Below are 24,389 nucleotides of genomic sequence, written 5' to 3' on the forward strand. Positions count from 1 at the left end.
CGACGGATCACCCTTTGTAAAAGGGTTTATCCCCCAGAATGGTCGCACGGTGCATAATGCGCCGCTGCGGCAGGTAATCCGCGTTGGCGTAATGCTGCGTCACGCGGTTATCCCAGATGGCAATGTCATTCTCCTGCCAGCGCCAACGCACCTGGAACTCCGGTTTGGTAATGTGGGCAAATAGGAAGTTCAGCAGCGCGTCACTCTCCTTCGGCGCCAAATCGACAATCCGGGTCGTGAAGCCTTCATTGACGAACAGCGCCTGCCGGCCGCTGACCGGATGCGTGCGCACCACCGGATGCAGCAGCGGCGGGTTTTTCTGTACCGCCAGTTGCCAGCGCTGATGTTCCTCTTCGCTGCCGCGATGCTTGTATTCGGGGAATGACTTGGTGAAGTCATGCTCTGCCTTCAGCCCTGCCAGCAACTGTCTTAAAGGGGCAGACAAGGCTTCATAAGCCGCAATCCCACTGGCCCACAGCGTATCTCCGCCGGTGGAGGGCAGGGTTTTCGCCGCCAAAATCGCCCCCAGCGGCGGGTTTTCGATAAAGGTCACGTCGGTATGCCAGTTATCGTTGTCCGGCGGATTATCGTCATGGGTATCCAGCACGATAATCTCTTTTACATCGGCGGCTTGCGGGTAGACCGGGTGGATGTGCAGATCGCCGAAACGACCGGCCAGATTGCGCTGTTGCAGTGGCGTGATCGGTTGATTGCGCAAGAACAGTACCTGGTGTTTGAGCAATGCATGATAGAGCTGTTCAAACTGGCCGTCACCCAAAGGGCGCGCCAGCTCAACGTTTTCCACCAGCGCACCGATATAAGGCCCCAACGGGGTGATACTCAAACGTTCGTTCATTGCTGTACTCCATGCCACGGGGTCAATCGGCGCTGCAAGGCACGCAGCCCCAGCTCCAGCCCAAATGCAATAATCGCAATCACGCCGATACCGGCCAGTACCACATCGGTCGCCAGAAACTCACCGGCGGATTGCACCATAAATCCCAGGCCGCGGGTGGCGGCAATCAGTTCTGCGGCCACCAGCGTCGACCAACCGACCCCCAGCCCAATGCGGATACCGGTTAAAATCTCCGGCAAGGCGCTCGGCAGCACCACGAACCGCAGCACCTGCCAGCGGTTGGCACCCAGCGCGCGGGCAGCACGTACCCGAACTTGAGCCACGCTGCGCACCCCGGCCACGGCAGACAAAGTTACCGGGGCGAAAATCGCCAGATAAATCAGCAGTATTTTCGAGGTTTCACCGATGCCGAACCAAATCACCATCAGTGGCAGGTAGGCCAATGGTGGCACCGGGCGGTAGATTTCAATCAACGGATCGAGAATGCCGCGCACCGTATCGTTCAGCCCCATGGCGATACCCACCGGGACCCCGATAATCACCGCGGCCAGCAGCGCTACCAGAATGCGCCCCAGGCTGGCGGCCAAATGCTGCCACAGCGTGGCGTCCATAAAGCCCTGCGGACTGGCGATGGTAATCAATTGATGCAACACCTGCTGCGGTGCCGGCAAGAATAGCGGGCTGATCAGGTTCAGCGCGGTCACGCCCCACCAAATAGCCAATACCACCAACAGGGTGGCGCTGCTCAACCAGACGTTACGCGGCACGCTAAAGCGCCGCGGTGCCGCAGCCTTCGGCTGGGCAACCTCTTTAAGGGCAGAATGCAGGCTCATAACAAGGCCTCGCGCTGTTGGAAGACTTTGCCCAGCACGTATTCGCGCTGGGCGATAAATTCAGGATCGGATTTGATCGAACGACAGGCTTCGCCGTCAGCATAGCGTTGGCCGAAGTTCAACGTCAGACGCTCCACCACCTGCCCCGGTCCCGGCGACAGCAGCAGCAGTTCGCTGGCGAGAAACACTGCTTCTTCAATATCGTGGGTAATCAGCAGCACCTGTTTGCCGGTATCCCGCCAGATGGTCAGCAGCAGTTCCTGCATTTGCTCACGAGTAAAAGCGTCCAGTGCGCCGAACGGTTCGTCCAGCAACAGCAAACGCGGGTCGGCCGCCAGGGCGCGAGCGATGCCCACCCGCTGGCGCATACCGCCGGAAAGCTGCCAGATGAAGTGCTGCTCATAACCGGCCAGTCCGACACGCTGCAACATCTGCTGCGCCACTTCACGACGCTGCGGCTTGCCGACACCGGCCAACTGCAAACCGAACTCGACGTTATCCACCACGTTACGCCACGGCAGTAAACCTTCATGCTGGAACACCACGCCCCGCTCGGCTCCGGGGCCTTTTACGGGAACTTCGTCAAGCGTGATGCTGCCAGCTGAAGGCTCGATAAACCCGGCGATCAAATTCAGCAGTGTGGTTTTGCCGCAGCCCGAAGGGCCAAGCACCACCACCAGTTGTCCGGCGTCAATCTGGAACGAGACGTCGCGCAGCGCAGGGCGCCCCTGGTACTCTGTTGAAAGATGGTTAACGTTTAGCATTCTGCTCCCTTACGACTGCGGCGCAGCCTGCACCTGTTTCACAAAGCGATCGGTGACATAGGCACTGTAATCGCTGTCGACCTGGGGAATTTTGCCCTGCTGCTTGAGGAACTCGGCGGTATCATGAATGGCCTTGTCCACCGGCTGGCCAAGCTGGGTGATCTGCTCGGCGACCGGCAGGTAAGTATTGCCCTGCACCAGCACCGGTATCTGCTCTTCCGGCACCCCGCTCAACCGGGACAGCGTGCTGAGGTTGCCCTTGTCCTTCAGCCATTGATCCGGCTGCGCCAGATAGGCTTTTTGCGCGTTCAGTGCGCTGGCGGCAAAGGCGGTCACCACTTCAGGATGTTTCTCGGCAAAATCCTTACGCACCACCCAGACGTCGAGCGTCGGGGCACCCCACTGTCCGACCTGGGCAGAATCCGTCAGCACCTTGCCCTGCTTGGCCAACTCATTGACCACCGGAGCCCAAACATAGGCGCCATCGATATCACCGCGCTGCCAGGCAGCGGCGATGGCCGGCGGTTGCAGATTGAGTATTTTGACCTGTTCAGGTTTGATGCCCCAATGCTTCAGAGAGGCCAGCAGGCTGTAGTGAGTGGTTGAGATAAAGGGCACGGCGATGCGTTTGCCGATCAGATCCTGCGGGCTTTTAATCTCTTTTTTCACCACCAGCGCTTCGGAACTGCCGAGCTGGGAGGCGATCAGAAACACTTCGATGGGGAGTTTTTGGCTGGCGGCCACCGCCAACGGGCTGGAACCGATGTTGCCGATCTGCACGTCGCCGGAAGCCAATGCGCGCAACACGCTGGAACCACTGTCGAATTTACGCCAGTCAACGGTCGCGCCAGACTGTTTGGCGAAGCTGTTTTCTGCCTGCGCCACCTTGGCGGGTTCCGCCGAGGTCTGGTAAGCCACGGTCACGTCCACCGCATAGGCGCTGGCCGCGCTGAGTGACAACACCAGCAGTGCCGCGCTGCGTAATGAAAAGAGTTTGCTCGTCATGGTCGCTCCGTTGATAAAAGTCTGTTCAGTTGCTGACAGTTTTATCTGAGCGGTGGCGAGCTATAAAAGAATAAAAAACTCTGGGTTATTACTTATGGGAATATTTAATTAAATCAAATCGACCCATTGCCCCTCGGCGGCGCTGCTGCGCTGGGCGGCATCGATAAACGCCATGCCCTGCACGCCGGTTTCAATCCCCGGTAACAGCGGTGCCGCCTGAGGGCCTTCACGCAGTCGCTGGGCCGCCTCGCGGTAAATTTGGCCAAATCCCTCCAGATAGCCCTCAGGGTGGCCGGCCGGCACGCGTGCCAGTGGGCGGTTCTCCGCATACTGGCATGAAGAAGCACGGGTGATGCAATAGGCCGGCGCATCTCGCGGGCGCATCCACAGCTGGTTCGGTTGCTCCTGGCAAAACTCCAGGCTGCCCTCGCTGCCATAGATCCGCAGCCGCAGGCCGTTCTCATGGCCGCAAGCCACCTGACTTGCCCACAGTCGGCCTCTGGCACCATTGGCATAACGCATTTGTACCCGCACATCGTCGTCCAGCTTGCGCCCCGGAATAAACGTCGTCAGCTCGGCACTGATCGCCTGCGGCAACAAACCGCTGACAAACTGCGCCAACTGCCAGGCGTGGGTGCCGACGTCACCGATACACCCGGCCCCGGCCTTCTCTGGCTGCGCGCGCCACCCCGCCTGCTTGTTATCGGTCAGCTCCAGCGGCTGCGCCAGCCATTCCTGCAGATATTCCACTTCGATAAAGCGGATTTCGCCCAGTTCACCGGCCAACACCCGACTGCGCGCCTCACGCACCAACGGATAGGCGCTGTAGTTGTGGGTCAATATCAGTTGCCTTCCGCTGGCGCGCACCGTTTCGGCCAATTGCAACGCCTCGGCGTAACTGTTGCACAGCGGTTTGTCGCAGATGACGTCGATGCCGGCGTTGAGAAAGGCGGTCGCTACCGGCGCATGCAAATAATTGGGCGTGACGATCGCCACCACATCCACGCCGTCTGCGCGAGCCGCCTCGACCTGCGCCATCTGCTGGAAATCGCGATAGCAGCGCTGCGGATCCAGGTGCAGTCGTTCACCGGTGCGACGACAGTTTTCCCCATCGGAGGAGAAAGCCCCGGCCACCAGCTCGAACTCGTCGTCCATCCGCGCCGCCAGACGGTGCACCGCGCCGATAAAGGCCCCTTCTCCACCGCCGACCATCCCTAAGCGTAATCTCATGGCTGTTCTCCGAGACCCAGCATCCGCCGGACCTCTTTGCGCTCACCGCCGGAGGCGGCAAAATCATCAAACGCCCGATCGGCGACAGGAATAATATGGCGAGCGATAAACTCGGCCCCTTCCCGCGCCCCCGCTTCGGGCGACTTCAGGCAGCACTCCCATTCCAGCGTGGCCCAACCGGGGAAATCGTACTGTGCCAGTTTGCTGAAGATCGCCGGGAAGTCGATCTGCCCATCACCGAGCGAGCGAAAACGCCCGGGCCTCTCCAGCCACGGCTGATAACCGCCGTACACGCCGCTGCGGGCACTGGGCCGATATTCCGCATCTTTGACGTGAAACGCCCGGATGCGCGCATGGTAAACATCAATAAAGCCCAGATAGTCCATTTGCTGTAAATGCAGATGGCTGGGGTCGTACAAAATATGGCAGCGCGGATGATTGCCAACCTGACGCAGGAAACGCTCGAAAGTCACCCCGTCGTGCAGATCCTCCCCTGGGTGCAGCTCATAGCAAAGGTCAACGCCGACGTGGTCAAAAGCATCGAGGATCGGACGCCAACGCTGCGCCAACTGCCCGAAAGCCTCTTCCAGCAGCAGCGCATTGTGCGGCGGCCAGGGATAAAAATAGGGCCAGGCCAGCGCACCGGAGAAGGTGACGTGCGCAGTTAATCCAAGCCGCTGCGACGCTTGCGCGGCCATCAGCAATTGCTCGGTCGCCCATGCCTGACGCGCCGGTGGATTGCCGCGCATCTGCGGTGGGGCAAAAGCATCGAAGGCCAAATCATAGGCCGGATGCACCGCCACCAGTTGCCCCTGCAGGTGAGTGGACAATTCCGAGACAGTCAGGCCGTGTCCCGCCAGCCGTTCACGCACGCCATCGCAATATTCCTGACAGTGGGCGGCCCGCTCGAGATCAAAAATAGCCGGGACACCGGTCGGGATCTGCAAGCTTTTAAACCCCAACCCGGCGGCCCAAGCGGCCAGCCCGTCCAGAGAATCGAACGGTGCCTGCGTACCGATAAACTGGGCCAAAAACAGTCCTGGCCCCTGAATGGTTTTCATGGTGATGACCTCCCTAACATGACCGTTCTCTGGCTGCGCACCGCTTCATCCGCCGCCAGGACTACGCGCAGGCTGTTTAAGGCATCCTGCCAATGCCGACTGAGATCCAGCCCGTCTTGTATCGCCTGAAGAAAATAGCGCTGCTCGCTCAGGCACAGCGCCAAATGGTCCGGTTCGTCCTGACAGTCGATCCAGCGGTCCGGGTGAACAAACTGTTGAGTACTGTCCAGCGCCGCATAATGGACGCGCAACGAATCGGTGCGGGTATGGCCGTCGACGTTATCAGATCCCCTCGCCGCACCCGAGTGTCGCGCAACGATCGAAACCGCGCCGAGTGGCCCAATCACGTCTTTCACGAAATAGGCGGTTTCACTGATCATCGGGCCCCAGCCCGCTTCGTACCAGCCCACCGAACCGTCGGCAAAGCGCACCTGCAGCTGACCATAGTTGTACATTTCCGGCGGCAGCTCATCACTCAACCGGGCGCCGATGGCACTGACGCTAACCGGCTCCGACTGGGTCATCTGACACATCACGTCGAGGTAATGCACGCCGCAGTCGACAATCGGCGACAGTGACTGCATCAGATTACGGTGCACATCCCACATCGCGCCGTGACTTTGCTGATTAAGGTTCATGCGCATCACCAGCGGTTTGCCCAAGCCACGCGCCAATGCAACAAATTGCTGCCATGACGGATGGTGACGCAGGATATAACCGACCACCAGTTGCCGCCCGGCGGCACGGGCCACCCGTTCCGCACCTGCCAGGGTAGTGGCGAGGGGTTTCTCAATGAACAGATGGCAACCGGCCGCCAGCGCCGCCAATGCATAAGCCTCGTGAGTATCGGGCCAGGTGGTCAGACACACCGCGTCCGGGCGCGTCTCCGCCAGAGCTTTGGCAAAATCGCTGAACTCCGGATAACCGCCGCCCAGCCGGGCATTGAGCCGAGACCGGGAGTCGCCACGCGCCACCAATCCGCAGATCTCGACGCCCTCCATGCCGTGATAGGCTTCGGCGTGCGACGCTCCCATATTGCCGCAGCCCACCACCAGCACGCGTAAGTCAGTCATCGCGTTTCTCCTGCTGCGGGTTTTCCCGGTAGTTGAACGTGAAGAAGAACAGCGCCGCGATGACCAGCGCACCGATGGCCGGATACCACCAGAAGCTCTGCCACTGCGGCAATGCGGCCGCCCCCTCCGCCGTCACCATTCGATTGAACAACGCACCACTGATTTGCGAACCGATCAGCATGCCCAGCCCATAGGTGAACAGCACCAGCAGGCTCTGCGCCTGGCCCTTGACCTTGTCGCCCGCCACCTTGTCGGTATAGATAAAGCCAATCACGAAAAAGAAGTCGTAACACATACCGTGCAGAATGATGCCGAGGTAAATCATCCAGCGCAGTTCTTCGGTGATGCCCAACGCAAACATCACGTAACGCAGGAACCACGACAACATGCCGATCAGCAGCATCACTTTGATACCCAACCGCGCGAACAGGAACGGGATCAGCAACATAAAGAACAGCTCGGACATCTGCCCCAACGACATCACGCCGCCAACGTTGCTAAACCCCGTCGCTGCCACGAATGGCGCAGCATAGGCATAGTAGGCCGCCAGCGGGATAGAGATCAGCGTCGCGCAGATGATGAACACCAGGAAGTGCCGTTGCTTTAGCATGGCGAAGGCGTCGGCACACAGCAGGTCACGCATTTTTACCGGTTTGCCACGCTCCGGTGCCGGCGTGTGCGGCAGGGTAAAGCTGTAAAGGGCCAGCACCAACGAAGCGACCGCTGCCAAGGTGAAAATACCGGTGCTGTCGGACAAGCCACTGGCGCCGACGATTAACCCGGCGACAATCCAGCCGAAGGTCCCGAACGCCCGCACCACCGGAAAGGCCTTTTCACTGTTGCTCAGGCTGTAAAACGCCACGTTGTTGCTGAGGGCAATCGTCGGCATATAACACAGCATATAACCGAAGATGATCCACAGCAGGCCGCTTTGCCCACTGCTGAAAAAGCCCGGCATCAGCCAAAGCAACCCGGCGCCGATCAGATGCAGCACCCCCAGCACCTTCTGCGAGGCGAAGAAGCGATCCACCAGCATGCCCAGCACGAACGGCGACAAAATCGACGCGATTGGCCCGGTGGAATAGGCATCGCCGATGATTGCCGCCAGGCCGAACTTGCCCATCACCACGCCGAGCGTGACGTACCAGGCGCCCCAAACAAAGAATTGCAGGAACATCATCAGTGCCAGCCGCGGCACTACCCATTTGAATGTGACGCTGTTGGCCCCCAGGGCCGTGCTGTCAGTTTGCATAATTTCCCCATTGGTATTGTTGTGGTGTTGTCTAACCGCTTTCCGGCAGGAAGGACGGCATAACCACACCGCCGGGCTGCTGCGCTCGGCCTTTCACCTGCGCCAAATGTAATTCACAAATCCGTCCGCCCCATTGCAACAGCACCTGGCTGAGGGCGGAACGTTGCGCCGGCACCAGCACTACCGGCGTGGTGCCGCGGTGATGCTGGTCCAGCATCCAACTGATCAACTCCAGGGCGATCTCTTCGCTGTGGCTGCAACCCGGCCCCAACATGCGCGAGGCCGGATGCGCCACCGACGCCAGATAACCGCCAATCACGCCGTCCAGTTCCCACACGGCGATACGCCACAGCCCACTGGTGTCGTTGATGAAATAGTCGATATCGCGACGGCGCTCGATGCACAGCAGCATTCGCTCCAATTGCAGAATGCCGGGCAGATCGTCCTGCCGAGCGGCACGCACCCGGCCGCGCGTCAGCCGTGGAAAGGAGAAACCCTGCACCGGCACCGGGATCGCCATATCCTGATAAATCGCGTAGGGAGTAAAGCCGGCACGGTGGTACAGCGCGTAAGAGTCCAGGTTTAACGCGCTGGAAAGCAGGCGTATGGGCAGGCCTCCCGCCAACTCATCGGCTTTGGTCAGCAACTGCGCGGCGATGCCGCGACCGAAGTATTCGGGATGCACATTCATGATGCCCAGGCCGAGGTGTGTCTCACGCGGGTGGAAAAAACAGGATCCGCACAACACGCCTTGTTCATCAAGCGCAATCCAGTGCTCGCCGGGATCCAGTTGGCGATAGACGTCAACGAACAGCCCGCAGCTGGCCGGTTCTGCGGTAAAAATGGCGCCCATGCCGTGGCGCTGATACCAGGCATTGGTCGACAGATGGATCAGTTGCGCGATCTCCGGGCGATCGCCGCTTTCCGCTACCCTCAATTGCACCTGCATCCGCCACCTCTTTTCAGATTATGGGTTCAGCGAAATACCGCGAAATCGTAAAATGTAATCGATTTCATTTTCACCATGAGCAAAATGTAATCGATTTCTTTTTTTCGGCAACCTGATTAATGTTATGAAAAGGGCTGATAAGATGAATTTGTAATCAACATCACAATCCTGCGGTCAGGCGCAGACATTTTCCCGCGCTTGAGCCTATTGTGCGGGGCAAATGGGCAGAAGGAACAGCAAACCATGTCGATCGAAAAGGTGGCGAAACTCGCCGGCGTCTCCGCCGCGACCGTTTCACGGGTATTGAACGGCCAGCAGATCGTCAAACCGGCCACTCGCGATAAGGTTCTGGCGGCGATCAGCGCCTGCGACTATCAACCCAACCTGCTGGCGCGGCAGTTGCGCACGTCGCGTAGCCGCATGCTGCTGGTGCTGGTTTCCAGCATCACCAACCCTTTCTGCTCCCTGGTAGTGCGCGGTATCGAAGAAGAGGCCGAGCGTCACGGCTACCACATTTTGCTGTGCAACTCCGAATCCAACCCGACGCGAGAATCCGCCTACCTCAGCCTGCTGAGTGGCAAGGTGGTCGACGGCGTTATTACCATGGACGCGGTCAGTTGCCTGCCCGGCCTGACGGCAATGATTGGTGATTTTCCCTGGGTCCAGTGCGGCGAAGGCGATCCCGAGTTCCGCGCCTCTTCGGTCACCATCGACAACCATCAGGCGGCAATGGCCGGCGTGCGCTATTTGGTCGCTCAGGGCCGACGGCGCATTGCGCTGATCAATAGCGACATGCGCTATCTCTATTCACAGCAGCGTGAGCAGGGTTATCGACAGGCGTTGGCCGAAGCCAAGCTGGATTATTGTCAGGTGGAATATGTCGAAGGATTGGAATACGCCGCCGGCGCACTGGCGATGAGCCGCCTGCTGGACGCACAACCGCGACCGGATGCGGTATTCGCCATCTCCGACGTGATCGCCGGCGGGGCAATGAGCACCCTGCACCAACAAGGAATACGCATCCCCGAACAGGTCGCGGTCATGGGCTTTGACGGCGTGCCCTTCGGTGCCATCACCACCCCACCGCTGACCACCGTCGAACAGCCGATGCATCAGTTCGGTGTACGCAGCGTGCAGCTGCTGCTGGATAAAATTAAGCACCCGCAGCAACCGCCGCGCAACGAAGTGCTCGAATGGCGGTTGGTTGAGCGCGGTTCAGCCTGATGACAGGCTTAACTCGCCACGCAAAAAGGTACGCGCATAGCCGCCAATCAAGGTACGGTCGCCCTTCGACTCACAGAACAGCTCACCGCCGCGAGACGAAATCTGCCGCGCGTGTAACTGATGGCGGCCGAGACGGGCGCTCCAGTAAGGCATCAGCGTACAGTGCGCAGAGCCGGTCACCGGATCCTCACCGCCGTCTAGGGTGAAATAGCGCGAGACGAAATCCACCGTTTCGCCCGGAGCGCTGGCGATCACCGCACGACCGGCCAGGGCAATCAGCGCCGGGATATCCGGTTGCAGTGCCCGCAGCTGCGCTTCGGTTTCCAGCACCACCAGTAACGCATTGGCCTGCCACACTTCCTGCGGTTCAACACCCAATCGTGCGGTCAACCCGGCAGGTGTCGCGATTTTCTGCGGCGGTCGAGAGGGGAAATCAAGGATCAAACGTTCGCCATCTTCAGTGTCACGTTTAACGTATAAATCGCCGCTTGCCGAACGGAAACGGATATCCTGCAACGCCGGATTCACCACACCGAGCATCACGTGCGCCGCCGCCAGCGTGCCGTGCCCGCACAGATCCACCTCGCGCTGAGGAGTGAACCAGCGAATGGCCGACATGTCGCCATCGTCCCAGACAAAGCTGGTTTCCGGCAGATTAAGTTCATTGGCGATGGCCTGCATCCCGGCGGTCGACAATGGCTGTTTCAGCAAGCATACGCCGGCCGGATTGCCACGCAACCCTTCGCCGGTGAAGGCCGCAACGTGGAAGTAATTTTCTGCCATCCGCAACTCCTTAATGCCAGATGAGTAACACGCAGGCCGCGGTCAGCAGCCCCATAGACAGATTAAAGATGATCCAGGCCTTTTTGCTGCGCAGCAGGCGGCCAATCACCGTACCAAATCCTAACCAAATCACGCCGGCGACGATATTCACCACGAAAATGCCCAGCGAGATCGCCACAATCGACGTGTTGTACTTGTCGCCCGCCAGGCTGAAGCTCGCCACTGCCCCCAACGCCATCAACCAGGCCTTGGGATTAAGGAATTGCAACAGCCAGCCCTGATACAGTCGTATCGGTTTAGGCGGCGCGACGTCGGTTTCCAGCTTTTCATAGGCGGCAGTGGCCACTTTCCACGCCAGCCACAGCAGGTACAGGCTGCCGAGGATTTTCAGCACCAGGTGCAGGGCCGGGTAAACCAGGATCAGGCTGCCGACGCCGAACGCCACCAGCAGCAAAATACTTTGCATCCCCAGCATGATGCCCATCATCAACAACAGCGAGCGCATAAAGCCAAAATTGGCGCCGGAGGTGGTCAGCAACATATTGTTGGGGCCTGGCGTGATTGCGGCAACCCACAGGAAGCCTAACATCGAAAGAAATAAACTCGGTTCCATGAGGCGGGTGCTCCTCACCCAGGGGATTTTTTGCAGTATTATTGTCAGTTCAGGATAGTGAAGCTAACAGCGCACTATTAATCCCACAATAGCCGCCAACAAGATTTTTACTCAGGTATGCATGAATCTTTTCGCCCTCTGACCGGGGCCAGTAATCCGCATCTGCAGACACTGCTGCCACGGCTGGTGCGCCGCCGCGTGCAGCTAAAACCGCATTGGCAACGGCTGGAATTGCCCGACGGCGACTTTGTCGATCTCGCCTGGAGCGAAGATCCGGCCCAGGCTGTCGAAAAACCGCGTGTGGTGCTGTTCCACGGGCTGGAAGGTAACTTCTACAGCCCCTACGCCCACGGTCAACTCAGCGCCTGGCGTGAAAAAGGCTGGCTTGGCGTGGTGATGCATTTTCGCGGCTGCAGCGGTGTGCCCAACCGTAAGCAGCGCATCTATCATTCCGGTGAAACGGAAGATGCGCGCTTCTTCCTGAAGTGGCTGCGCACGACCTACGGTGAAGTGCCGACCGCGGCGGTAGGCGTCTCACTCGGTGGCAACATGTTGGCCTGCTACCTGGCGCAACAGGGAGCGGATAGCCTGCTGCAGGCGGCGGTAGTGGTGTCTGCACCGCTGATGCTGGAACCCTGTTCGTTACGTATGGAGCAAGGCTTCTCGCGCGTTTATCAGCGCTATCTGCTTGGGCAATTGAAACAGAACGCCACCCGCAAGCTGCTGCACTACCCCGACACTCTGCCGCTCAAGCTGCCGCAGCTCAGGGCACTACGCCGGATCCGCGACTTCGACGACGTCATTACTTCGCGCATCCACGGCTTCAACGACGCCAGCGATTATTACCGCCGCTGCAGCGCCCTGCCGCTGTTACCGGCGATCCAGACGCCGTTATTGATCATCCACGCCAAGGACGATCCCTTTATGACCGACGAAGTGATCCCCGAGGTCGCCACGCTGCCGCGCAACATTGAGTATCAGTTGACCGAGTTTGGCGGCCACGTCGGTTTTGTCGGCGGCACCTTGAAAAAACCCCAAATGTGGCTGGAATACCGTATTCCATCCTGGCTTTCCCCTTATCTGGACACCACCACGTGATTATCCCCTGGAAAGAACTGGAAACTGAGACCCTGAACAGCCTGATCGAGTCCTTTGTGTTGCGCGAAGGCACCGACTACGGCGAGCACGAACGCTCGCTGGAACAGAAAGTGGAAGACGTGCGCCGCCAGTTGAAAAACGGCGAGGTACTGCTGGTTTGGTCAGAACTGCATGAGACCATCAACATCATGCCGCGCGGTCAGTTCCGCGCCGGGCAGGAAGAAATTTAGTGACGATCGGTTCTATGACTGACGGAAAAAATCAGGTAACAATGAGTTATTGCAAACCAACGCGCGGAATTTTGCCCTTGGCGAAAGGGCGTCAACCAGACAAATAATCATATCTGACGCCTGCGCATTAAACACGGAGTGACCTACCACCATGTCCGCCAAACATCCCGTTATCGCAGTGACCGGCTCCAGCGGGGCCGGCACCACCACCACCAGCGTGGCGTTCCGTAAAATCTTTCAGCAGTTGAACATCCGTGCTGCAGAGCTGGAAGGCGACAGCTTCCACCGTTACACCCGGCCGGAAATGGACGCGGCGATCCGTAAAGCGCGCGATCTCGGTCGCCATATCAGCTATTTCGGCCCCGAAGCCAATGACTTCGGCCTGCTGCAACAAAGCTTTCTCGACTACGGCAAAAACGGCACCGGCCGTTCACGCAAGTATCTGCATACCTACGACGAAGCGGTACCCTATAATCAGGTGCCCGGCACCTTTACCCCGTGGGAAGCCCTGCCGGCACCGACCGACGTGCTGTTCTACGAAGGGCTGCACGGTGGCGTAGTGACCGAGCACAACGACGTGGCCAAACATGTCGATTTGCTGGTCGGCGTGGTGCCCATCGTTAACCTGGAATGGATCCAGAAACTGATCCGCGATACCGGCGAGCGCGGTCACTCCCGTGAAGCGGTCATGGATTCGGTGGTACGTTCGATGGAAGATTACATCAACTACATCACGCCGCAGTTCTCACGTACCCATATCAACTTCCAACGGGTGCCAACGGTCGACACCTCCAACCCGTTCGCCGCCAAGGCCATCCCTTCGCTGGACGAGAGCTTTGTGGTGATCCACTTCCGCGGCCTGGACCAGATCGATTTCCCTTATCTGCTGGCGATGCTGCAGGGATCTTTTATCTCGCATATCAATACGCTGGTGGTGCCGGGTGGCAAGATGGGGCTGGCGATGGAGCTGATCATGGCACCGCTGGTGCAGCAACTGCTGGAAGGAAAAAAAATCGAGTAGTCGGCGGGGCGCGCAAAAAACGCGCCCCTTTATCCGTTACGCCAGGTCGCGGATTTCAAAACTGTGGGTCACACTGGCGGCCTTGCTCAACATCAGTGACACCGAACAGTACTTCTCGGCCGAGAGGTTCACCGCCCGTTCCACGATCTTGTCGCTCAAATCTTTGCCGGTGACGATAAAATGCAGGTTGATATGGGTAAACAACCGTGGCGCTTCTTCACGGCGTTCGGAGGTCAGTTTTACCTCGCAATCGCGCACGTCATTACGACCTTTTTGCAGGATCGACACCACGTCGATAGCGCTGCAGCCCCCGACTGACATCAGCACCATTTCCATCGGGCTGGGCGCTTTATCGCCGGCGTTACCGTCCATCAACACCTGATGGCCAGACGCGGATTCGCCCAGAAACGTCAACCCTTCCACCCACTTAACTCTTGCCTGCATACTGGTCACTCCGATTAATTTCTTAAAATCAGCGTACGCTTTCGCATAGAAACTGGCAACGGAACCTGATGCTAATCATGTGTGAGCAAGACAACACGAGACACCCGCCTCACTCTGTGCTACAAACAGAGCCGCAATAAATCTTTCCGGGACACTGATTTCAGGGAAACTCCCAGGGAAAGGCTCCTTTACCGGTATGTTAACAGAATGTAGCTTGCAGCTCTCCCGGCAAGTTAATATGCTAGAGCGACAGCGTATATTTATGACACGCCTCAAAACCTGCTGCCAGCCACCATTAAAAAAACGGCGACAGCACGTTTTACAGGGAACTCTGACCCCTGTGACACAAGGCAGCGATAACAACAGAGGATAACAGCGAATGGTTCTCGGCAAACCGCAAACAGACCCTACTCTCGAATGGTTCCTGTCTCATTGCCATATCCACAAATATCCATCCAAAAGTACGCTGATTCACCAAGGTGAAAAAGCCGAAACGCTTTACTACATCGTCAAAGGCTCCGTAGCGGTGCTGATTAAGGATGAAGAAGGTAAAGAGATGATCCTGTCCTACCTTAACCAGGGGGATTTCATCGGCGAGCTTGGATTATTTGAAGAAGGTCAGGAGCGTAGCGCCTGGGTTAGGGCGAAGACCGCCTGTGAAGTGGCTGAAATTTCCTATAAGAAATTCCGCCAGTTGATTCAGGTTAACCCGGACATCCTGATGCGCCTGTCTGCCCAGATGGCAAACCGCCTGCAGATAACCTCTGAGAAAGTGGGTAACCTCGCCTTCCTGGACGTTACGGGCCGCATCGCGCAAACGCTGCTGAACCTGGCGAAACAGCCTGATGCCATGACCCATCCGGATGGCATGCAGATTAAAATCACCCGTCAGGAAATTGGCCAGATCGTCGGTTGTTCTCGTGAAACCGTTGGCCGTATTCTGAAAATGCTGGAAGATCAAAACCTGATCTCCGCCCACGGCAAAACTATTGTCGTTTACGGCACGCGTTAATTACTGAAAAAACGGCGCGGTGATCCGCGCCGTTTTTTTATGCCCCGAGTCATCATGTGGCGCCGACTGATTTACCATCCGGAAGTCAATTACGCACTGCGACAAACGCTGGTGCTGTGCCTGCCGGTTCTGCTCGGCCTGTTGATAGGTCAGTTGCAGTACGGCCTGTTATTTTCTCTGGTACCCGCCTGCTGTAACATCGCCGGGCTGGACACGCCCCACAAACGCTTCTTCAAACGCCTGATCGTCGGCGGTTCGTTATTTTCGCTCAGTAGCCTGTTATTGCAGCAAGCCTTGCTGTGGCAATTGCCGCTGCCGGCACTGATGCTCGGTCTGGCACTGCTGCTCGGGGTCAGCGGTGAAATCAGCCCACTGCACGCCCGCCTGCTGCCCGCCGCGCTGGTGGCCGCCATCTTCTCCCTCAGCATGGCCGGTACGGTGCCGCTTTGGCACGCCCCGCTGTTATATGTCGTGGGCACCGCCTGGTACGGCCTGTTTACCTGGTTCTGGTTCAAGCTGTGGAAAGAACAACCGATGCGCGAATCGCTCAACCAGCTCTATCTGGAGCTGGCGGATTACTTCGAAGCCAAATATTCGCTGCTGACCCAGCACACCGATCCGCAGACCGCGTTACCGCCGCTGCTGGTGCGCCAGCAAAAGGTGATGGACCTGATCTCGTTGTTGTATCAGCAGCTTAATTTTCTGCCGCACGCCAGTAATCTCGAACAAAAACGCCTGCAACGCACCTTCCAGGTCGCGCTGGATTTGCAGGAGCACATCACCGTCAGCCTGCACTTGCCGGAAGAGGTGCAAAAGCTGGTGGAACAAAGCCAGGCCGAAGCCATTATCCGCCGCAATGCACAGGTGATTGCCAACCGGCTGCGCACGGTGGCGCACGATATTCTCTATCATCAGCATTCTCAGCGTTTCAAGATGGACTCTGAGCTGGCCGCCCTGGAAAAAGTGGCGGCGCAGCACCCGGACAACCCGGTTGGCCAGTTCTGCTACTACCACTTCAGCCGCATCGCCCGCCTGCTGCGCACCCAGCATCCGCTCTACCGACGCGATCTGATGGCCAATCAAAACCGTCTGCCGTTTTGGCCCGCACTGGTCAGCTACCTGTCATTCAAATCCAATGCCCTGCGCAATGCGGCACGCCTGGGGGTCACACTGGCGGCGGGCAGCAGCCTGGGCATGATTTTCAATCTGCCGAAGCCCTATTGGATCCTGCTGACCATCATGCTGGTGAGCCAAAACGGCTACAACGCCACCCGGGTACGCATCCAGCACCGTGCGCTCGGCACCTTGGTCGGACTGGTAATTGCCGCCGGTCTGCTGCAATTACAACTCCCGGAGGTTGAGACGCTGGGCGTGATGCTGGTAATCACCCTGCTGGCTTATCTGGTTTCACGCAAAAACTACGGGTTGGCGGTGATTGGCTTTACGGTGACTGCGGTCTACACCCTGCAACTGTTGGCGCTAAACGGCACGCACTTCCTGGTGCCGCGCCTGATCGATACGCTGATCGGCTGCGTACTGGTGTTCGGCAGCACCATCTGGCTGTGGCCGCAGTGGCAAAGCGGCCTGCTGCGCAAGAACGCTCATCAGGCGCTGGAGAACGATCAGCAAGCGCTGCGTCTGTTGCTGGAAGAGCAAGAACCCGACCCCAGCGCGCTGGCCTATGCCCGTATGCAGGTCAATCAAGCGCACAACGCGCTATTCACCTCGCTCAATCAGGCGATGCAGGAACCGGGTTTTGAATCGAGCTACCTGGCGGATATGCGTTTGTGGGTCACGCACAGCCAGTTTATTGTCGAACACCTGAATGCGATGACCATTCTGGCGCGCGAGCACTATATGCTGACGCCGAAGCTGGCGGAGGAGTATCTGCAATCTTGTGAAATCGCGCTGCAAAGCTGTCAGCAGCGGCTGGAATACGACGGGCCGAGCAGTGGCAGCGGCATTATGCAGCCACCGGATTTGCAGCCGGATATGCCGGTGACTGAAATGGAACGTCACCTGCGGCGCATTTTGTCCCATCTGAGCGTCATGCACACCATTTCGTCGCTGGCCTGGAGCCAGCGTCCGCACCACGGCATCTGGCTGAAGCGCAAACTGCGCGATCAATAGGGGCGCCGTCTGGCGCCCTTATCATCAATGCAACGCATTAAGCGTTAATCACGTCCTGTACCGCCAACTCAAACAGCGCCATCCCTTCGTCAATGTCCTGGGTTTCTACCACCAGCGAAGGCGCGAAGCGGATCACGTTTGGCCCGGCGTTGAGGATCATCAACCCGCGTGCTGCCGCGGCTGTCAGGAAATCGCGCGCCTTGCCGTGGTACTTTTCAGTCAGTTCGGCGCCGATCAGCAGACCCATGCCGCGAATATCACTGAAAATTCCATACTTCTCGCCAATTTGCTTTAACGCCTGCACGTACAACCCATGACGCAATTCAATACCACTCAGCACTTCCGGCGTATTGATCACGTCCAGCGCCGCTTCCGCCACCGCACAGGCCAGCGGGTTACCACCGTAAGTGGTGCCATGGGTGCCCACCTGCATCACCGAGGCAATCTCTTCGGTGGTCAGCATGGCGCTGACCGGGAAACCACCGCCGAGCGCTTTGGCCGTGGTGAGAATATCCGGTGTCACGCCATAGTGCATGTAGGCGAACAGTTTGCCGCTGCGTCCCATGCCGCTTTGAACTTCGTCGAACACCAGCAAAGCCTGGTGCTTGTCGCACAGTTCGCGCACGCCTTTGAGGAATTCGGCATTCACCGGGGTAATACCACCCTCACCCTGGATCGGCTCCATCACCACCGCGCAGGTGTGGTCGTCCATCACCGCTTTCACCGCGGCCAAATCGTTGAACGGCACGTGTATTATGTCGGCCGGTTTCGGCCCAAAGCCGTCGGAATATTTGGCCTGCCCACCGACCGAGACGGTGAACAGCGTACGGCCATGAAACGCGTTATAGAACGCAATGATTTTGGTTTTGTACGGGCTGTGACGGGTGATCGCGTAATGACGCGCCAGCTTGAAGGCCGCTTCGTTGGCTTCCGCACCGGAGTTGGCGAAAAACACCCGATCGGCAAAGGTGGCGTCGATCAGCTTGGTCGCCAGGCGCAGTGCCGGTTCGTTGGTGAACACGTTGCTGGTATGCCACAGGGTTTCGCCCTGCTGTTTCAGTGCCGCAACCAACGCCGGGTGGCAGTGCCCCAACGCCGTCACCGCAATGCCGCCGGAGAAATCGATGTACTCTTTCCCTTGGCTGTCCCACACGCGGCTGCCTTTGCCCTTGACCGGGACAAACTGGGCAGGTGCATAAACAGGCAGGATAACCTGATCAAAGGTGCTGCGGTTGACTTCGAATTTTTCGGTCATTATGGGGTCCACCCTGAAAGTGACTCAGTCTTTTGGTTGCGATTGAGTGAAAATATAATCACAAAATATGCATAAAAAACCAATAAAGGGCAAACGCAAATCGCCTTCGTCGCTAAAAAAAACCTAACCGATTAACTTTTAAGGAAATTATCCAACAGCTGATGTCCCTGCTCACTGAGGATACTTTCAGGATGGAACTGCACCCCTTCCAGCGCCAGCTGCCGATGTCGGATGCCCATAATCTCATCGCGTACGCCGTCACGCTCGCTCCAGGCGGTGACTTCAAAACAGTCCGGCAGCGTGGCGGCTTCAAGCACCAGCGAATGGTAGCGGGTGACGGTCAACGGATTGTTCAGCCCGTGAAAAACACCGCTGTCGAGATGGCGGATCGCCGAGGTCTTGCCGTGCATCACCTCGCGGGCGCGCACCACCTTGGCGCCAAACGCCTGCCCCAACGCCTGATGCCCCAGACAAACGCCGAGGATCGGCAGCTTGCCGGCAAAATGTTGGATAGCGGCCAGCGAAATGCCGGCTTCATTCGGGGTACAGGGGCCGGGAGAAATCACCAGACGCTGCGGTGCCAGCCTTTCGATATCGGCCAGTTGCAGCTCGTCGTTCCGCTTTACCAGCACCTCGGCACCTAATTCGCAGAAGTACTGGTAAAGGTTATAGGTAAAAGAGTCGTAGTTATCGATCAACAGCAGCATAGTGTTTCCAACAGACATCCTCGTAGGGGGCGAATATGCCGCCCCGATTTACACGGGCGCAGTATACAACGCCCCTGGGATACTGCCGCTACCGATAATTTCAGCTTACTTTTTGCGACCGCCCATGATCGAGCCCAGCACGCCACGCAGGATCTGACGGCCAAGATCGCGCGCCATGCTCTTGGCGGCCGTCTGGACAATGCCGTCGCGCTTGCCGCCGCGTGGCCCGGTGGAACCGAACAGGATATCGTTCAGGCCGCCCATCAGGCCGCCACCCGCCTGCTGCTGTGCCTGCGGTTGCTGCGCCGGTTGGCCCGCTTGCGGTGCACCGACGGTGGCGAACCCTTCCGCAGACAGCTTCTCATAGGCCGACTCGCGATCCACCATATCCTCATAACGACCGTACAGCGGCGATTTGTTGATCGCACTGTTCAGCCCTTCCGCACCCAACATGCCCATCTTGGATTCCGGCGCGATCACCATCGCCCGTTCCACCACGTTTGGCCGCCCTTTTTCGTCGAGGAAAGAGACCAGCGCCTCGCCGACGCCCAGCTCGGTGATCGCCGTTTCCGCATCGAAGGCCGGATTGGCGCGCATGGTTTGCGCAGCGGCTTTCACCGCTTTCTGGTCGCGCGGAGTAAAAGCACGTAGCGCGTGCTGCACGCGGTTGCCCAATTGACCGAGCACGCTGTCCGGAATGTCCAGCGGGTTCTGGGTAACAAAGTAGATGCCGACACCTTTGGAACGGATCAGGCGTACCACCTGTTCGATTTTCGTCAGCAGCGCCGCCGGTGCGTCGTTGAACAGCAGGTGTGCTTCGTCGAAGAAGAACACCAGCTTCGGCTGCTCCGGATCGCCCACTTCCGGCAGGTGTTCGAACAGCTCGGCCAGCAGCCACAGCAGGAACACCGAATAGAGTTTCGGCTGGTTAATCAGCTTGTCCGCCGCCAGCAGGTTAATGATGCCGTGGCCGTTGGCATCGGTTTTCATCAGGTCATTGATGTCCAGCATCGGCTCGCCGAAGAACTGGTTCGCCCCCTGCTCCTCCAGCGTCAGTAGACCGCGCTGAATAGCGCCGACCGAAGCCGAAGAGATATTGCCGTATTGGGTTTGGAACTGTTTGGCGTTATCCCCGACGTACTGCACCATGGCGCGCAGATCTTTCATGTCCAACAGCAGCAGCGCATTATCGTCGGCGATTTTGAACACCAACTGCAGCACGCCGCTTTGCACGTCGTTCAGATCCAGCAAACGCGCCAGCAGCAGCGGCCCCAGATCGGACACGGTGGCCCGGATCGGGTGGCCCTTCTCGCCATAAATGTCCCACGGAATAATGGTACAAGCCTGCGGCTGCCAGTCAGTAACGTCAATTGCCGCCAGGCGCGCCTGCAGCTTCTCGGAAGACACGGCTTCGGTACCAATACCCGACAAGTCTCCCTTCACGTCAGATAAAAACACCGGCACGCCAATGCGCGAAAACTGCTCGGCCATTTTTTGCAGCGTCACGGTTTTACCTGTCCCGGTCGCCCCGGTGATCAAACCATGGCGGTTCGCCAACGCGGGCAAAATGACCAGATCCTGTACCGGTTTCCCGTCTTTCATCGCTTTGGCGATAATCCGTGCTTCACTCATTTTCTTTTCCTTGGACGCGGCGCGAAAAGCGCCTGTTAATGTCAATAAAGCTATAAGGGGGACGTAACCCCGTCAAGGACAAACAAAAATCGGCCCCTTAACCCGCCAACTGGACAGGTAAATTTAGGATTCCGCTTAGCCCATTGCAGCCATGCCATAACCCACTTGAACAATAAAACAGCAGTGATATAGTAAGCAAGACGCTGTATATACGAGGTACTTACCATGTCTGAATCTACCGTGGTGATCCGCGTGGATGACGAGTTAAAAATGGCTTTCGCCAGTGCTGCAAAAGCGGCGGACCGTACGGCATCCCAACTTTTGCGTGATTTCATGCGGGATTTTGTCAGTCGCCAATCTCAGCAGAAAGAATATGAACAGTGGCTGCAAGAAAAGGTGGAGTTGAGCCGCAAAGCGCTTCAGGAAGGCAAAGTGGTTGATAATGAGGATGTTGAGGCGTACTTCGCCGAGCGCAGGGCAAAATCAATGCGGTAATACGATAAGGAAATATCGTGAAGCTCAAGTGGACGGAACCCGCGATTGCCGACCGAATGGCAATTTATGACTATCTGGCATCAAAGAATCCAGTCGCTGCCGCAGAAATTGACGCCCTGATTTCCGCGGCTACGGCTCGCCTCTCCCAAAACCCATTGAGCGGCAAACCAGGCCGGGCTTCGGGTACCCGTGAGCTAGTGATTCATCATTCTTACTTGCTTATTTATGAACTAACCAACGGCACGCTTATCATATTGGCGGTAGTACACGCCCGCCGCCAATGGCCAAAAGATTAATCACCCCCGCAGCCCCAGCTCTTCTTTCAACGCTTTCAGGTAGCGACGGCTAACCGGTACCGGCTCCCCCACCGGCATGATCATTTCCGCCGCCCCACCGTCATCGAAGCGAATTTCACGCACCCGCTCCAGGTTGACCAAATACTGGCGGTGGCAGCGCACCAGCGGTGTCCGCAGCTCAAGCGTTCGCAACGTCAGCTCGGTAAAACATTCCATGCCGTCATTACGCACCACGAACACGCCACTCAGTCGCGAACGTATCGCCACCACCTCATCAAAACGCAGCAAATAGATGCGGCTGTGACCGGTACAGGGAATGTATTTCAGGTAGCCGGCACTTTCGTCCAGGGCGGCGATATTTTGTGGCCCACGTTGCTGTTGCAGACGCTGCAGCGTTTTGCTCAGCCGCTTCGGTTCCGCCGGTTTAAGCAGATAGTCGAACGCATGCTCTTCAAAAGCCTGTACCGCATATTCGTCATAGGCGGTCAGGAACACGATATGCGGCATGCGATTGGGATCGAGCATCCCCACCATTTCCAGCCCGGTGATGCGCGGCATCTGAATATCCAGAAACACCACGTCCGGCTGCAGGCGATGGATCCCGCTGATGGCCTCTATCGCATTGGCGCATTCACCGACAATGCTGATGCCCGCTTCCGCTTCCAGCAAATGTCGCAGGTTATCGCGCGCAGAAGGTTCGTCATCGACAATCAGTACGTTTAACATCAGGCAGCCCTCGCCAGCGGTACATTGAGCGTAATGCGGGTGAATGTTTGCGGCTCGCAAGCCACCTGGATGCCATAACCGTCTCCATAGCGTACGCGAATACGCTTATCTACCAGGTTCATTCCCAGCCCGCTGTTGTTCGGCAGCGGTTGGTATAGGCCGGCGTTGTCGGTCACCTGCAGTAACAGGCAGCCTTCTTCGAGCCGCGCGCCAATGTCTATTCGCCCGACCCCCAACAACTGCGACGTGCCGTGCTTAATGGCATTCTCAACGATCGGTTGCAGTGAAAATGCCGGCAATCGTACCGCTAACAGTTCTTCCGGCAGGGACACCGCAACCTCCAGCCGATCGGCAAAACGCGCCTGCTCGATCTGCAGATAGGCATTAACGTGTTCCAGCTCGTCTGCCAGGCTGACCTCGTCGTCCGAACGCTTCAGGTTTTTGCGGAAGAAGGTCGAAAGGTACTGCACCAGCTCGCAGGCTCGGTCCCCGTCGCGACGGATCACCGCCACCAGCGTATTCAGGGCGTTGAACAGGAAGTGTGGATTCACCTGCGCATGCAGCAATTTGATTTCCGACTGCGCCAGCAGCTGTGTGTGGCGCTCATATTGGCCGGCCATAATCTGCGCGGATAGCAGACTGGCGATACCTTCGCCCAGCGTGCGGTTTATGGTGCTGAACAAGCGACTCTTCGGCTCGTACAATTTGATGGTGCCGATCACCCGCTGGTTCTCGCCGCGCAGTGGGATCACCAGCGTCGAACCCAGCTTGCAACTGGGGCTGATCGAGCAGCAGTAGGAAAGTTCATTGCCGTCGGCGTACACCACTTCGTTGTTGTCGATCGCACGGTGCGAGTGCTTTGATGAAATCGGCGTGCCCGGCAGGTGATGGTCATCGCCGATACCGATAAACGCCAGCAGCTTCTCGCGGTCGGTTATCGCTACGGCGCCAATCCCCAGTTCCTGATAGAGCACCCGCGCCACCCTCATGCTGTTCTCCTGATCGAACCCCTGGCGCAGAATACCCTCGGTACGCTCGGCGATCTTCAGCGCCTTGGCGGAGAACGCGCCGGTATATTTCTCGAACATCGCGCGCCGATCCAACAGGATCTGCATAAACATCGCCGCGCCGACCGTGTTGGCGATCAACATCGGCAGGGCAATGTGTTCCACCAGCCGCAGCGCCTCGCCAAACGGCCGTGCGATCGCCAGGATAATCGCCATTTGCAGCACTTCGGTAACCAACGCCACGCCGGCGACAAACAAGGGGTTAAACAGCAAATCGATGCGCCGACGACGCATGGCGATGCTGTGCACCACCCCGCCCACCAACCCTTCCGCTACGGTGGAAACCGCACAGGCAATGTCGGTCATGCCACCCAGGGTGTAACGGTGCAAGCCCCCGGTCAATCCCACCAGGAACCCTACCGAAGGGCCACCCAACAGGCCGCCCAGCACGGCGCCGATCGCACGGGTATTGGCTATCGACCCTTCGACATGCAGTCCGAAATAGGTGCCCATGATGCAAAACACCGAGAAAATCACGTAGCACAATAGCTTGTGCGGCAGGCGAATGGTCACCTGCGTCAGCGGAATAAATAACGGGGTTTTGCTCAGTAAATAAGCAATAACAAGGTAGACGCACATCTGCTGTAGCAGCAGCAGAACCTGGCTAAATTCAAACATGGCAGCAGCTCATCC

General features: G+C 58.0%; 25 protein-coding genes. 8 read left to right on the forward strand and 17 right to left on the reverse strand.

Annotated features, from left to right (window positions below):
* Positions 1-7: 7 nt before the first annotated feature.
* The 9 genes from tauD to ACGS9J_RS19075 form a co-directional block, all read right to left on the reverse strand.
* Entirely contained in the window at positions 8-856 is an 849-nt protein-coding gene (gene tauD, locus ACGS9J_RS19035) for a taurine dioxygenase (protein WP_442232359.1), read from the reverse strand.
* A complete protein-coding gene (tauC, locus tag ACGS9J_RS19040; protein ID WP_115060703.1) occupies positions 853-1,689 on the reverse strand; it encodes a taurine ABC transporter permease TauC in 837 nt (278 codons plus the stop codon). The genes tauD and tauC overlap by 4 nt, the downstream gene beginning before the upstream one ends.
* On the reverse strand, positions 1,686-2,453 hold the full coding sequence (gene tauB / locus ACGS9J_RS19045; RefSeq protein ID WP_442232360.1) for a taurine ABC transporter ATP-binding subunit: 768 nt from the start codon (positions 2,451-2,453) through the stop codon (positions 1,686-1,688). Before tauB ends, tauC begins: the two co-directional genes overlap by 4 nt.
* Before the next feature lie 9 nt (positions 2,454-2,462).
* Positions 2,463-3,458: a taurine ABC transporter substrate-binding protein gene (gene tauA, locus ACGS9J_RS19050; protein ID WP_442232361.1), complete on the reverse strand. Its 996-nt coding sequence runs from the start codon at positions 3,456-3,458 to the stop codon at positions 2,463-2,465.
* Positions 3,459-3,566: 108 nt separating this feature from the next.
* Positions 3,567-4,688 (reverse strand): Gfo/Idh/MocA family protein, encoded by a 1,122-nt coding sequence (locus tag ACGS9J_RS19055; RefSeq protein ID WP_442232362.1) that lies wholly within the window; start codon positions 4,686-4,688, stop codon positions 3,567-3,569.
* Positions 4,685-5,749: a sugar phosphate isomerase/epimerase family protein gene (locus tag ACGS9J_RS19060; RefSeq protein WP_442232363.1), complete on the reverse strand. Its 1,065-nt coding sequence runs from the start codon at positions 5,747-5,749 to the stop codon at positions 4,685-4,687. The genes ACGS9J_RS19055 and ACGS9J_RS19060 overlap by 4 nt, the downstream gene beginning before the upstream one ends.
* Positions 5,746-6,822: a Gfo/Idh/MocA family protein gene (locus ACGS9J_RS19065; protein WP_442232364.1), complete on the reverse strand. Its 1,077-nt coding sequence runs from the start codon at positions 6,820-6,822 to the stop codon at positions 5,746-5,748. Before ACGS9J_RS19065 ends, ACGS9J_RS19060 begins: the two co-directional genes overlap by 4 nt.
* A complete protein-coding gene (locus tag ACGS9J_RS19070) occupies positions 6,815-8,074 on the reverse strand; it encodes an MFS transporter (protein WP_442232365.1) in 1,260 nt (419 codons plus the stop codon). Before ACGS9J_RS19070 ends, ACGS9J_RS19065 begins: the two co-directional genes overlap by 8 nt.
* Positions 8,075-8,105: 31 nt before the next feature.
* Positions 8,106-9,023, reverse strand: coding sequence for a GNAT family N-acetyltransferase (locus ACGS9J_RS19075; protein ID WP_442232366.1), 918 nt, complete (start codon positions 9,021-9,023; stop codon positions 8,106-8,108).
* 243 nt (positions 9,024-9,266) lie between these two features.
* On the opposite strand from ACGS9J_RS19075, the gene ACGS9J_RS19080 reads away from it, so the two are divergent.
* The gene (locus tag ACGS9J_RS19080; RefSeq protein WP_442232367.1) at positions 9,267-10,247 is read left to right on the forward strand and encodes a LacI family DNA-binding transcriptional regulator; all 981 of its coding nucleotides are present in this window, start codon (positions 9,267-9,269) and stop codon (positions 10,245-10,247) included.
* On the opposite strand, the gene ACGS9J_RS19085 is transcribed toward ACGS9J_RS19080, so the two are convergent.
* Positions 10,239-11,030, reverse strand: coding sequence for a PhzF family phenazine biosynthesis protein (locus tag ACGS9J_RS19085; RefSeq protein ID WP_442232368.1), 792 nt, complete (start codon positions 11,028-11,030; stop codon positions 10,239-10,241). The genes ACGS9J_RS19080 and ACGS9J_RS19085 overlap by 9 nt on opposite strands.
* Before the next feature lie 10 nt (positions 11,031-11,040).
* Complete coding sequence (locus ACGS9J_RS19090; protein WP_442232369.1) at positions 11,041-11,643, reverse strand: LysE family translocator; 603 nt, start codon at positions 11,641-11,643, stop codon at positions 11,041-11,043.
* 117 nt (positions 11,644-11,760) lie between these two features.
* Here ACGS9J_RS19090 and ACGS9J_RS19095 point away from each other — a divergent pair, with 117 nt between their 5' ends.
* The 3 genes from ACGS9J_RS19095 (at position 11,761) to ACGS9J_RS19105 (ending at position 13,992) form a co-directional block, all read left to right on the forward strand.
* Complete coding sequence (locus ACGS9J_RS19095) at positions 11,761-12,741, forward strand: hydrolase (protein WP_442232370.1); 981 nt, start codon at positions 11,761-11,763, stop codon at positions 12,739-12,741.
* Positions 12,738-12,971, forward strand: a complete 234-nt coding sequence (locus ACGS9J_RS19100) for a YheU family protein (protein ID WP_012147255.1) — start codon at positions 12,738-12,740, stop codon at positions 12,969-12,971. The genes ACGS9J_RS19095 and ACGS9J_RS19100 overlap by 4 nt, the downstream gene beginning before the upstream one ends.
* Before the next feature lie 151 nt (positions 12,972-13,122).
* Positions 13,123-13,992 (forward strand): phosphoribulokinase, encoded by an 870-nt coding sequence (locus ACGS9J_RS19105; protein WP_442232371.1) that lies wholly within the window; start codon positions 13,123-13,125, stop codon positions 13,990-13,992.
* Between the two features lie 36 nt (positions 13,993-14,028).
* Here the strand turns inward: ACGS9J_RS19105 and ACGS9J_RS19110 are convergent, their stop codons facing one another.
* Positions 14,029-14,436, reverse strand: coding sequence for an OsmC family protein (locus ACGS9J_RS19110; RefSeq protein WP_020837287.1), 408 nt, complete (start codon positions 14,434-14,436; stop codon positions 14,029-14,031).
* A gap of 379 nt (positions 14,437-14,815) precedes the next feature.
* Here ACGS9J_RS19110 and crp point away from each other — a divergent pair, with 379 nt between their 5' ends.
* Together crp and ACGS9J_RS19120 are read left to right on the forward strand one after the other, a co-directional pair.
* A complete protein-coding gene (gene crp / locus ACGS9J_RS19115; protein ID WP_004718520.1) occupies positions 14,816-15,448 on the forward strand; it encodes a cAMP-activated global transcriptional regulator CRP in 633 nt (210 codons plus the stop codon).
* A gap of 54 nt (positions 15,449-15,502) precedes the next feature.
* Positions 15,503-17,578, forward strand: coding sequence for a YccS/YhfK family putative transporter (locus ACGS9J_RS19120; RefSeq protein ID WP_442232372.1), 2,076 nt, complete (start codon positions 15,503-15,505; stop codon positions 17,576-17,578).
* A 37-nt stretch (positions 17,579-17,615) separates the two neighbouring features.
* Here ACGS9J_RS19120 and argD read toward each other — a convergent pair whose 3' ends face one another.
* The 3 genes from argD to ACGS9J_RS19135 all read right to left on the reverse strand — a co-directional run bounded on the left by argD (position 17,616) and on the right by ACGS9J_RS19135 (position 21,172).
* Positions 17,616-18,833, reverse strand: coding sequence for a bifunctional acetylornithine/succinyldiaminopimelate transaminase (gene argD, locus ACGS9J_RS19125; RefSeq protein ID WP_442232373.1), 1,218 nt, complete (start codon positions 18,831-18,833; stop codon positions 17,616-17,618).
* A 131-nt stretch (positions 18,834-18,964) separates the two neighbouring features.
* Positions 18,965-19,540 (reverse strand): aminodeoxychorismate synthase component II, encoded by a 576-nt coding sequence (locus ACGS9J_RS19130; protein WP_269935935.1) that lies wholly within the window; start codon positions 19,538-19,540, stop codon positions 18,965-18,967.
* A 105-nt stretch (positions 19,541-19,645) separates the two neighbouring features.
* Positions 19,646-21,172 carry a helicase HerA-like domain-containing protein gene (locus ACGS9J_RS19135; RefSeq protein ID WP_442232374.1) on the reverse strand — a complete coding sequence of 509 codons (1,527 nt, stop codon included), beginning with the start codon at positions 21,170-21,172 and terminating at the stop codon, positions 19,646-19,648.
* 225 nt (positions 21,173-21,397) lie between these two features.
* Here ACGS9J_RS19135 and ACGS9J_RS19140 point away from each other — a divergent pair, with 225 nt between their 5' ends.
* Both ACGS9J_RS19140 and ACGS9J_RS19145 read left to right on the forward strand, forming a co-directional pair.
* A complete protein-coding gene (locus ACGS9J_RS19140; protein WP_442232375.1) occupies positions 21,398-21,667 on the forward strand; it encodes a CopG family ribbon-helix-helix protein in 270 nt (89 codons plus the stop codon).
* Positions 21,668-21,684: 17 nt separating this feature from the next.
* Entirely contained in the window at positions 21,685-21,963 is a 279-nt protein-coding gene (locus ACGS9J_RS19145) for a type II toxin-antitoxin system RelE/ParE family toxin (protein WP_442232376.1), read from the forward strand.
* Here ACGS9J_RS19145 and btsR read toward each other — a convergent pair whose 3' ends face one another.
* Positions 21,964-22,689, reverse strand: coding sequence for a two-component system response regulator BtsR (gene btsR, locus ACGS9J_RS19150; RefSeq protein WP_442232377.1), 726 nt, complete (start codon positions 22,687-22,689; stop codon positions 21,964-21,966).
* A complete protein-coding gene (locus tag ACGS9J_RS19155; RefSeq protein ID WP_442232378.1) occupies positions 22,689-24,374 on the reverse strand; it encodes a LytS/YhcK type 5TM receptor domain-containing protein in 1,686 nt (561 codons plus the stop codon). Before ACGS9J_RS19155 ends, btsR begins: the two co-directional genes overlap by 1 nt.
* Between the last annotated feature and the right edge of the window lie 15 nt (positions 24,375-24,389).

This window comes from Serratia quinivorans (assembly GCF_052113645.1).
In the GTDB taxonomy this organism is placed as follows: domain Bacteria; phylum Pseudomonadota; class Gammaproteobacteria; order Enterobacterales; family Enterobacteriaceae; genus Serratia; species Serratia quinivorans_B.

Coding starts and splice junctions, on each gene's coding strand:
- ACGS9J_RS19155 (WP_442232378.1), bottom strand. CDS start 24,374: ATGTTTGAATTTAGCCAGGTTCTGCTGCTGCTACAGCAGATGTGCGTC.
- ACGS9J_RS19120 (WP_442232372.1), top strand. CDS start 15,503: ATGTGGCGCCGACTGATTTACCATCCGGAAGTCAATTACGCACTGCGA.
- ACGS9J_RS19085 (WP_442232368.1), bottom strand. CDS start 11,030: ATGGCAGAAAATTACTTCCACGTTGCGGCCTTCACCGGCGAAGGGTTG.
- tauC (WP_115060703.1), bottom strand. CDS start 1,689: ATGAGCCTGCATTCTGCCCTTAAAGAGGTTGCCCAGCCGAAGGCTGCG.
- argD (WP_442232373.1), bottom strand. CDS start 18,833: ATGACCGAAAAATTCGAAGTCAACCGCAGCACCTTTGATCAGGTTATC.
- ACGS9J_RS19075 (WP_442232366.1), bottom strand. CDS start 9,023: ATGCAGGTGCAATTGAGGGTAGCGGAAAGCGGCGATCGCCCGGAGATC.
- crp (WP_004718520.1), top strand. CDS start 14,816: ATGGTTCTCGGCAAACCGCAAACAGACCCTACTCTCGAATGGTTCCTG.
- ACGS9J_RS19095 (WP_442232370.1), top strand. CDS start 11,761: ATGCATGAATCTTTTCGCCCTCTGACCGGGGCCAGTAATCCGCATCTG.
- ACGS9J_RS19070 (WP_442232365.1), bottom strand. CDS start 8,074: ATGCAAACTGACAGCACGGCCCTGGGGGCCAACAGCGTCACATTCAAA.
- tauD (WP_442232359.1), bottom strand. CDS start 856: ATGAACGAACGTTTGAGTATCACCCCGTTGGGGCCTTATATCGGTGCG.
- ACGS9J_RS19055 (WP_442232362.1), bottom strand. CDS start 4,688: ATGAGATTACGCTTAGGGATGGTCGGCGGTGGAGAAGGGGCCTTTATC.
- ACGS9J_RS19105 (WP_442232371.1), top strand. CDS start 13,123: ATGTCCGCCAAACATCCCGTTATCGCAGTGACCGGCTCCAGCGGGGCC.
- ACGS9J_RS19090 (WP_442232369.1), bottom strand. CDS start 11,643: ATGGAACCGAGTTTATTTCTTTCGATGTTAGGCTTCCTGTGGGTTGCC.
- ACGS9J_RS19110 (WP_020837287.1), bottom strand. CDS start 14,436: ATGCAGGCAAGAGTTAAGTGGGTGGAAGGGTTGACGTTTCTGGGCGAA.
- ACGS9J_RS19135 (WP_442232374.1), bottom strand. CDS start 21,172: ATGAGTGAAGCACGGATTATCGCCAAAGCGATGAAAGACGGGAAACCG.
- btsR (WP_442232377.1), bottom strand. CDS start 22,689: ATGTTAAACGTACTGATTGTCGATGACGAACCTTCTGCGCGCGATAAC.
- ACGS9J_RS19130 (WP_269935935.1), bottom strand. CDS start 19,540: ATGCTGCTGTTGATCGATAACTACGACTCTTTTACCTATAACCTTTAC.
- tauA (WP_442232361.1), bottom strand. CDS start 3,458: ATGACGAGCAAACTCTTTTCATTACGCAGCGCGGCACTGCTGGTGTTG.
- ACGS9J_RS19060 (WP_442232363.1), bottom strand. CDS start 5,749: ATGAAAACCATTCAGGGGCCAGGACTGTTTTTGGCCCAGTTTATCGGT.
- ACGS9J_RS19140 (WP_442232375.1), top strand. CDS start 21,398: ATGTCTGAATCTACCGTGGTGATCCGCGTGGATGACGAGTTAAAAATG.
- ACGS9J_RS19080 (WP_442232367.1), top strand. CDS start 9,267: ATGTCGATCGAAAAGGTGGCGAAACTCGCCGGCGTCTCCGCCGCGACC.
- ACGS9J_RS19065 (WP_442232364.1), bottom strand. CDS start 6,822: ATGACTGACTTACGCGTGCTGGTGGTGGGCTGCGGCAATATGGGAGCG.
- tauB (WP_442232360.1), bottom strand. CDS start 2,453: ATGCTAAACGTTAACCATCTTTCAACAGAGTACCAGGGGCGCCCTGCG.